Source organism: uncultured Campylobacter sp. (genome assembly GCF_938045625.1).
Taxonomy (GTDB): domain Bacteria; phylum Campylobacterota; class Campylobacteria; order Campylobacterales; family Campylobacteraceae; genus Campylobacter_A.
Window position 1 is genome coordinate 22,037 of the sequence record NZ_CALIAV010000044.1, and the last position, 6,580, is coordinate 28,616.

General features: G+C 44.9%; 5 protein-coding genes and 1 tRNA gene. 2 read left to right on the forward strand and 4 right to left on the reverse strand.

From position 1 onward, the window contains the following. The first annotated feature begins 152 nt into the window (after positions 1-152). Complete coding sequence (locus Q0386_RS04055; RefSeq protein ID WP_298055979.1) at positions 153-479, forward strand: hypothetical protein; 327 nt, start codon at positions 153-155, stop codon at positions 477-479. Between the two features lie 287 nt (positions 480-766). Here Q0386_RS04055 and Q0386_RS04060 read toward each other — a convergent pair whose 3' ends face one another. The 4 genes from Q0386_RS04060 to Q0386_RS04075 form a co-directional block, all read right to left on the reverse strand. Then, complete coding sequence (locus Q0386_RS04060) at positions 767-1,162, reverse strand: polyphosphate kinase (protein WP_299027438.1); 396 nt, start codon at positions 1,160-1,162, stop codon at positions 767-769. Further along, complete coding sequence (infC, locus tag Q0386_RS04065) at positions 1,159-1,674, reverse strand: translation initiation factor IF-3 (protein ID WP_122872973.1); 516 nt, start codon at positions 1,672-1,674, stop codon at positions 1,159-1,161. The genes Q0386_RS04060 and infC overlap by 4 nt, the downstream gene beginning before the upstream one ends. A 172-nt stretch (positions 1,675-1,846) precedes the next feature. After that, positions 1,847-3,667, reverse strand: a complete 1,821-nt coding sequence (thrS, locus tag Q0386_RS04070; RefSeq protein ID WP_299027441.1) for a threonine--tRNA ligase — start codon at positions 3,665-3,667, stop codon at positions 1,847-1,849. A 482-nt stretch (positions 3,668-4,149) separates the two neighbouring features. Continuing rightward, positions 4,150-4,225 (reverse strand) — tRNA-Val (locus Q0386_RS04075). Positions 4,226-4,560: 335 nt separating this feature from the next. Between Q0386_RS04075 and Q0386_RS04080 the strand changes: the two genes are divergently transcribed. Further along, positions 4,561-6,114: a flavocytochrome c gene (locus Q0386_RS04080; protein ID WP_299027444.1), complete on the forward strand. Its 1,554-nt coding sequence runs from the start codon at positions 4,561-4,563 to the stop codon at positions 6,112-6,114. The last annotated feature ends 466 nt before the right edge of the window (positions 6,115-6,580 follow it).

The window sequence follows — 6,580 nt, forward strand, 5'->3', positions numbered from 1 at the left end:
GAAAATTGGACGGCTTTGTGGCTCGCAGCTCAAATTTGAATGCAATGATAAAACTTTACGTAAATTTAATCACGATATAGCGTAAATATTTTCTAAACATCAAAGCATTTTTGTAGTATAATCGCTTTATAAATCCACACAAAGGAGTCGTCATGAAAAAGTTGATTTTAGCGATCTTTTTGGCGTGTTTGGCGTTGTCTTCGGCACAAGGCGGCCAAGAGTACGGCGATGGATTGAGAGCCGTATCCAGAGGAGAGTGGGCTAACGCGGTGCAGTATTTTACGGCAGCTTGTTATAACTATAATGATAACGAAGCGGGCTCTTGCAAAGAGCTTGGCGTGATATACGAGTACGGCAAGGGCGGTGCGGGTCCTCAGAGAGTGAAAAAAAATGACGCTCTCTCAAAGCAAGCCTACGCGCAATGCTGCAAAAAGAGCGGTGGCCACATGAGAGAGTGCTGCAAAAAGGTCGGCAAATAATCGCGGCTCGTTCTGGACACTAGCTTTAAGTATGCGGCCGCTTTTGGCGTGAAATTTAGCCTTTGGCGGCTCGCATACGAAATTTATTCTTTAGCGATTTTGGTTCAAATTTATCAAATTTTGCTTCTTTGGTGTTATCGCGTAGGTATGTTTCGTGAGACTGTAAATTTGTATTTTGAGCGGTATTTTAAAATTTGCCGGGCTTGTTTTGGGTTTATTCGGTCAAATTTTACTTGGAAGCCCCAAAACATTTTATTAGCTTTTTGAGGCTTTCCAAGCCTAATTGCTTATTTCTCGCAGTCCTTTGCAGTTAGCTCCACTTTGCCAAAAAGCGCACCGTTTGGTATACGGTAGTTCATCACGATACTTTTTGCTTTTTGTAGCACCATAAGGGTATTTTGATCAGAGCAAAAATCCTCCACCAAAAGCTCTTTCATAGTAGACGTAAATTCTTTTTTATATTCGTCCGAGATAGCTTCCCAGTCTATGTTTTGTGAGTTTTTAAAGACGTATTCGTAGGTGATTATCTCGTCTTTGCAACTTACTTCGGTAACCTTTATGTTATCGTCTTCTATTTGATTTAGCGCTGATTTGGCGCCGATGGTGGCTAGTCTTAGATACGGACTGCACTCGGCTCCCGCTAGACTCAAAGCCAGTGCACAAACGAGACAAATTTTTCTCATCTCTTCGGCGTTACCAACATATTTACGTAGCGGCCTTCTAGCAGCGGCTCTTTATCGCGGTCAGAGACGTCTTTTACCATCTCCCAGACTTTTTGTAGCATCGCGACGCCCGCTTCCGGGTTGCTCATCTCGCGACCTTTTAAAAATACGCGAAATTTGACGTGTTTGCCGTCCTCTAGAAACTCAAGCGCATGCTTGACTTTGTAGTTGATGTCGTTTTGAGCGATTTTGACGGAGAGTTTAATTTCTTTTACTTCGATCGTTTTTTGCTTTTTCTTGGCCTCTTTTTGCTTTTTTTCCTGCTGGTAGCGGAATTTGCCGTAGTCCATTATCTTGCAAACTGGAGGTTTGGCATCAGGTGCGATTAGCACTAGATCAAGCCCCATTTTCTCGGCGATTTTCAAGGCCTCTACTCTTGGGATGACGCCGTATGCGGTGCCGTCGTCTCCCACGCATCTCACTTCGCTCGCTCTGATATCTTCGTTGAGCAACACTTCGTTTTCTTTAGCCAATTAGTTTTTTCCTTTAAGTTGAAATTTGTTGATTATATCCAAAAATATTGTGTTTTTATTGTATTTTTCGTAGAAATTTATTGCACCGTGATAATTTTTATAGATTTTGGTAAAAGCCAGGCTTAGCATAAAGCCGCGCCTAGCTCAAATTTAGCGGATTTTCGCTCCGGCTTCAAAAAGTTACCTCGGCGAGTTTTGATTTTAGAAGCCCTACGAATTCATCCAGCTTCATATCTTTTTGCTCCCTGGTCGTGCGGTCGCGCAGAGCGATAGCGCTATTTGCCACTTCATTGTCGCCCAGCACCGCGATCATCGGCACGCGTTGTTTTTCCGCGGTACGGATGCGTTTGTTTAGACTCTCGTTTTTGCTAGCGATTTCGCTATCTACGCCGATTTTGCGTAGCTCTTTTGCGACGGTTTTAGCGTAGTCTAGGTGCGCATCGCTGATCGGCACGATGACTACTTGCGTCGGAGCTACGAAAAACGGCAGCTCGCCGCCGGTGTGCTCGATCAAAATACCGATAAACCTCTCAAAGCTTCCCAGTAGCGCGCGGTGTAGCATGACGGGCTGTTGGCGCTCGTTATTTGCGTCGATGTAGCCAAGATCAAAGCGCTCAGGTAGGTTAAAATCAACCTGGATCGTGCCGCACTGCCATTTTCTCTTTAGTGCGTCAGTGATTTTGATGTCGATTTTCGGACCGTAGAATGCGCCACCGCCCTCGTCGATACCGTATTTAAACCCGTTTTCATCAAGCGCTTCTTTTAGAGCTTTCGTCGCCGTTTCCCAAATTTCGTCCCCACCGATAGCTTTGGCCGGCTTGGTCGAAATTTCCATCTCGTAGTGGAAGCCGAAATTTTCCATTATTTTGCCGGCAAATTTTAAAATTTCTAGGATATTTTCTTTGATTTGGCTTGGCATACAAAAGATGTGCGAGTCGTCCTGGGCAAATTCGCGCACCCTGAAAAGTCCGTGTAAAACGCCGCTTTTTTCGTGGCGATGCACCACGCCGTATTCGAAAAATTTAAGCGGCAAATCGCGGTATGAGCGGATGTCTGACTGATAGACCTTGATGTGACCGACGCAGTTCATCGGCTTTATGCCGTATTCGGCCTCGTCGATCGTCGTAAAGTACATATTTTCTTTATAGTTTGCGTAGTGGCCGCTCTTTTTCCATACGTCGGCTTTTAGTAGCTCTGGTCCGCGCACCGGCTCGTAGCCGCGGTCGCGGTGAGCTTTATATAAAATTTGCTCGAGTTTGGAGCGCAAACGTCCGCCGTTTGGTAACCAGATCGGCAAACCACCACCCACTTCATCATCAAATGTAAATAGCTTCATCTCGACGCCAAGCTTTCTGTGGTCGCGTTTTTTGGCCTCTTCGATGATGTGGATGTGCTCTTTTAGGCTCTCTTTGTCGGCAAATGCCGTACCGTAGATGCGGTTTATCATCTCGCGCGTCTCGTCGCCGCCAAGATACGCTCCGGCTACGCGCGTTAGTTTAAAGAATCTTAAAAATTTGGTATTTGGCAAATGCGGTCCGCGGCACAAATCCTCGAAATTTCCTTGCTTGTAGCTGCTGACTTCGCCCTCGGGGATGCGTTTTAGCACCTCTTGTTTTAGCTCGTCGTCTTTAAATTTATCGCTCATAAAGGCTTTTGTGGAGCTTGCTTTTACGATGTCAAGCTTTGCTTCGGCTAGCTCTTTCATCTTGGCCTCTATCGCCGCTAGATCTTCGTCACTAAGCTTGCTGTTAGCCTCATCGACCTTGAAATCATAATAAAATCCGTCCTCGACATTTGGTCCGACGAAAAATTTGGCCTGCGGATAAAGCTCTTTGATAGCCTGCGCCATGAGGTGCGCACAGGAGTGCCTGATGACGTTTAGCGCGTCGGGGGAGTTGTCAAAATAAATCGGTTCTGCGGCGTTTTCTCGCCCGTTGATACTCTGGGTATCGACTATGTTTCCATCCAGTTTGTATGCGATGATATCGCTCATTTTGTGTCCTTTTTATCGAAACATCTTTCTTACGCTGAAAGAATTGGGCTTGATTTTAGCTAAAATGTTTTTAAGCTTTACTTAATGTTTTATTTGATTTGGGTTTAAACGGCGATCAAATTTGGGTTTTGAATATAGTATAATATATTGATTAAATTTTAAATATTGATAAATCGGTAATATTCTCAATATAATTTATTATATTTTAAGAAAACTATCGCTAATATTTCATCGAATGAATCATGCATTTATCTCGTCTTTGCATTGTTTTGATTCATTTTTCTCCCAAATTGCGCAAAGGAGTGGTTGCCTTTGCGCCTTAATCTTTAAATTTATTCCCAAAAAACCTGCATAAATTTGATGCTAACAAGTTAAATTTTAGAAAATAAATACATTTTGGCTTTAGTTTGCAAATTTGACGTATTGGATTTAAGATGCGAAATAAGTAAAATTTGATGAAATTTGAATCAAAAGAAGCGAAATGGTGGCCCCGAATGGACTCGAACCATCGACCACTACCATGTCAAGGTAGTGCTCTACCAACTGAGCTACGGGACCAAAAAATGGAAATTTACCCAAAATAATATTGAAATTAGCTTAAATTTTGCGATTTTTCGTAAAAAGCGAAATTTGAGAGCGATCGGATTTTGTCAAATTTGGCCCCGTTCTGCAATCTGAAAATAAAATTACATAAAAGATTACACCTTAATAGAAAAACCTTGATAAATCTTAAAAATAAAATCTCATAAATTCATATCTTTTTAGTCAAATTTATATTAAACCCCCTAAATTTAGGGATATCTTTGGTAGAGTAAATTTTTAATAAAACTCATAGCAAACTCACGATATTATAACTATAATGCTATTACGATATTTCATCCAAAGGAGGACGTATGCAAGAGCAAATGTCAAGACGCGATTTGTTAAAGCTAGGTATGGCGGGTGCGGGTGCGCTAGCACTTGGTGCTGTAAATGTGCAAGCAAGCGCGTTAAACGCAAAAGACGTCAAATTTGACGAAGAGTGGGACGTGATCATCATCGGCTCGGGCTTTGCGGGGCTTGCGGCGGGCTTAAAAGCGGCGCAAAAAGGCAGCAAGGTACTAATCCTGGAAAAAATGGGTCGCATCGGTGGCAACTCCGTAATCAACGGCGGCGGCATGGCGGTCGCAAACAACCCGGTGCAAGCAAAAACCAACATCAAAGATAGCAAAGAGCTATTTATCGCCGACTGTCTAAAAGCCGGCCTTGGTATCAACCACACCGAGCTTTTGGAGACATTGGTCGATCGCGGTATGGACGCGTATAACTTCCTTCTTGAAAACGGCGTTCAGTTTAAAGAGCACTGCGCGCACTTCGGTGGTCACACGGTCGCTCGCTCGCTACTAACCACAAACGATAGCGGCTCAGGCTACATCCAGCCGATGCTTGAGAAATTTGAAGCGCTAAAAGACAAGGGCTGCGAGCTTCGCCGCCGCGCCAAATTTGACGACTTCGTGCTAGATGACAGCGGCCGCGTCGTGGGCGTGACGATCAGAGAAGAGTATAGGTTCGACGATAAACTTTACAGCGACGACCTAGAAAACACTAGTGGCACGAAAAAAACACTAAAAGCAAACAAAGGCGTCGTTTTGGCAGCTGGCGGATTTTGCCGCGATAAGGCGTTTAGAAAGCTTCAAGACCCGCGCATACCTGATGACGTCGATAGCACCAACCATCCGGGAGCGACTGCGGGCGCGCTACTAAAAGCATTTGAGATCGGCGCGTATCCGGTGCAAGTAGACTGGATCCAGTTTGGTCCGTGGGCGAGCCCGGACGAAAAGGGCTTTGGCACCGCTCCGATCCTAACTCAGCAAGGTACCTTTAAATACGGCATCGCGGTCGATATCCGCACGGGCAAGCGCTTTATGAACGAGCTAGCCGACCGCAAAACACGCGCGGACGCCGAGTTTAAAATTTTACGCGAAAAACCGGGCGCATATCCGATAACTTTCGCCGACACCAAAATGGCGTTTAAAGACCTAAGCGAAGAAATCATCCAAAAAGGCATGGGTAGTGGCAAGCTAGTCGGCGAGTGCGCTACGCTCGATGACATCGCTAAAAAATACGGCGTGCCTGCTGATGCGCTAAAAGAAACCGTCAAGAAATATAACGAAGGCGTTAAAGCCAAAAAAGACGAATTTGGCAAACAAGAAAGCGCGCTAAGCGAGATCAACGAGGCAGGACCGTTCTACGTCATCCGCCTATCGCCGAAGCCTCACCACACCATGGGCGGCCTAAAGATCAACGCCAAAGCCGAGGTTATCTCGAGCAAGACAAACAAACCGATCCCTGGCCTATATGCCGCAGGCGAGATCACGGGCGGTACGCACGGCGCGAGCAGACTCGGTACGGTTGCGATAACCGATTGTATAGTGTTTGGGATGATTGCTGGAGAAAATCTAGCCTAAATTTGCGGCGTCTTTTGAGCGTCTTTGAATGAGCTATAAAATTTCGGTCGGCGATAGGCTATATGCCTTATCTTGACCGAAATTTTCGTCGCAACATTCAAATCCATCTCAAAATACTTGCAAATCTTATTTTGTATCGCGGGTCGAATTTGGTCTGCGATACTTCGTTAAATTTGATGTGCGGCGCGGTAGCGCCAAATTTAAACCTGCGCGCAGTGCAGCAACTCCTCACGTCGTAGGGGATAGGGGATTGTTAAGGGGGAAGGGAGCGACTTCGTAATTCAAGCCCCTTCCCCCTTAACAAGAAGACAAATTTAAAGTTGTCGCGTATAGTGTGCTATGAAAATTAAAGACCAAATTTGCCGACTCAAATTTAACGACAAAGAGAACGCGTCTCTTTAAATCCTCACAGAAAGGAATTCGCATGAAACATAAAGCGTTTCTCGCCTTGTGCGCATCTATGCTA

Bases quoted from the DNA above. Each gene is read 5' to 3' on its own strand.
- Q0386_RS04055 (WP_298055979.1), top strand. From the start codon at position 153: ATGAAAAAGTTGATTTTAGCGATCTTTTTGGCGTGTTTGGCGTTGTCT.
- Q0386_RS04060 (WP_299027438.1), bottom strand. From the start codon at position 1,162: ATGAGAAAAATTTGTCTCGTTTGTGCACTGGCTTTGAGTCTAGCGGGA.
- thrS (WP_299027441.1), bottom strand. From the start codon at position 3,667: ATGAGCGATATCATCGCATACAAACTGGATGGAAACATAGTCGATACC.
- Q0386_RS04080 (WP_299027444.1), top strand. From the start codon at position 4,561: ATGCAAGAGCAAATGTCAAGACGCGATTTGTTAAAGCTAGGTATGGCG.